The sequence below is a fragment of the Okeania sp. SIO2F4 genome (assembly GCF_010672385.1).
Classification (GTDB): domain Bacteria; phylum Cyanobacteriota; class Cyanobacteriia; order Cyanobacteriales; family Microcoleaceae; genus Trichodesmium.
This window is the reverse complement of record NZ_JAAHGT010001233.1, coordinates 1-2,208: the sequence shown is the minus strand read 5'-3', so window position 1 is coordinate 2,208 and position 2,208 is coordinate 1. Positions and strand designations below refer to the sequence as shown.

Here is a 2,208-nt window from a genome sequence, read left to right as displayed (position 1 = left end):
TTAAGGTTACAGACTGCGGTCAGTGGTTCTCAATGAAGCAGGAAGCTCGTCTCCAAAGCCTAACCTGTGGTTAGGTAAGTTTGGATAAGTTCAGTAGAACGGAATAATTTACTCAACTAACAGTCTGACAAACCATCCCCCCTCGCTGCGGACAATTCAAATATCACTGTCCGCAGCGAGGCGATAATACAACCATTTAACCTTGTAGGAAAACCATTAATATCGCCGAAGCAATCTCAAATCCCACCCTCAATATACTTCTGCCACATTTGCTCGTAAGCGTTTTCCATTTCGCGGGTAAATTGTTTGGCATTCCACAACGGAGCAGTTTGCCTCGACTTTCTCAATTTCCAGGATATTTCCTGACGTAATTTTTCATCTTTCCCTAATTTAATTCCCCACTCCACATATTCTTCATCACTCCAAGCAATACCTTCGGTGATGCCAGCATTTATCATCATGGTGTAGCTATTGCGTGCTGCAAATTGTTGACCTACCCGCGTTACCATGGGGATGCACATCCAGAGAGTTTCTAATGTTGTTGTTGCACCGTTGTAGGGATAAGTATCTAAAACAATATCTGCAATACCTAAGTTAGCGCGGTGAATTTCTTCTCTAGCTACTTCTTCTATGGGAATGAGGCGATCGCTACTAATACCCTCTGACTCCGCTATATCTATCAGCAATTCTGATAAAACGTCTGACTCACCAAATTTTTTGAACAAGAAGTAACTATTGGGAACTTCTTTGAGGATTTTCATTTGCAGTCTGGCAGTATCGGGGTTGCATTTATAACCTCTCTGAGCAGTAAAATAAACTACTGCGTCATTGGGAATGCCTAAGTCTTCTCGTTTTAGACTGGGTATGTTTACTTCAAAACCATCTACAGCTACATAAGTTTGAGGTAGTCGCCAAATTTTATGGGGATAATAATCTTGAGCATTTTCTGGCAAGACATAAGGATCGGCAATATAGTAATCAATTGTTGGTATTCCTGAAGCATCCCATCCTAACCATGTTGCTTGAATAGGTGCTGCTTTCATTGCCATAATTGAGCAACTATTAGTTAAGGTTGTACTATCTAAATCAATTAAAATATCTATTTCATCTTCATAAATATCTTCTGCTACTTCTGTACTGACAATTCCGTAAACATGAGCTTTAGTTGCTTGATTAATATACCACTGTTGTAGAGAATCGTTGCGGTTTTCTGCTCCTTGTAAATAGGCATAAATTTCATATTTTTCTCGATTATGATACTTAAATAGCCATCGGGCAATCCATCCTACAGAATGTCTTCTTAAACAATGGGATAAATAGCCGATTTTCAAAGTTTTTTTTGTTGAATTTATCTGTTTTTGTTGAGATAGTTTATGACGATATTTATTAATTTGTTGAGAATTTGCTTTTTCTAAATTCAGTTGACAAAGCTCTGCTACTTGACTGCGAATTTTAACGTTTTTTTCTGGGCAATCTCTGGTATAGGGGAAGAAAAAACTAGAACTATATAAACGTGTTGCTGCTCCGGCAAGTTTTTGGGGAGATTCTGTAACGAGAGATTTTAATAGCTTTTCTTGGTGTTCAACAGCTTCTTGAACTTTTTGGTCGCATCCTTTTAATGCTATGAGGGAGCGACAAATTTGATGATAATCTATAACTTTTTCAAAGATTTTTTTTGATAAGCTGTAAGTCTTTTCTGCGTATTCAAGACCTAGAGAATATTCTGTTAATTCTGTGCTGAATTGTGCCATAGTTCTCAATACTTCCTGATTTTCTGGCACAACATTTAATAATATTTCTGTATATTTTCTGGCGACTCCTAATTCTGCAAAGGAGTAGGCAATTTGATATATAGGTGGAATTAAACAACTAACAAGTGCTGGTTTATCTTCTATTTTTTGAACAGCAACTGATACAAATTCTATTGATGATAAATTTATCGGGTCGTATATTAAGAGTTTGTTCAGTAGATGTAGTAATAAATCTTGGTCAAGCTCCTCTATTTTGCTATTTTCTAGTTGTGTAATAATTTCATATTCTGTCAATTGGTCTGCTGTATAGTTTTCCAGACCAATAGATAAGTATGTTACCCAAAATAAAATAATTAACCACGAGTAATCCAGAAATAAAGGGATACCAAATAAACTGCCTATTTTCCAACCTGCCTGCATGATATTTTTTTTGTTTTTTTATCAAAGTGTTGCGAGA

At 36.5% G+C, this 2,208-nt stretch carries 1 protein-coding gene; it reads right to left on the bottom strand.

Features of this window, described 5'->3' with window-relative positions; genetic code table 11:
- Positions 1–236 precede the first annotated feature (236 nt).
- A complete protein-coding gene (locus tag F6K22_RS39220; RefSeq protein WP_293110395.1) occupies positions 237–2,171 on the bottom strand; it encodes an O-linked N-acetylglucosamine transferase family protein in 1,935 nt (644 codons plus the stop codon).
- Between the last annotated feature and the right edge of the window lie 37 nt (positions 2,172–2,208).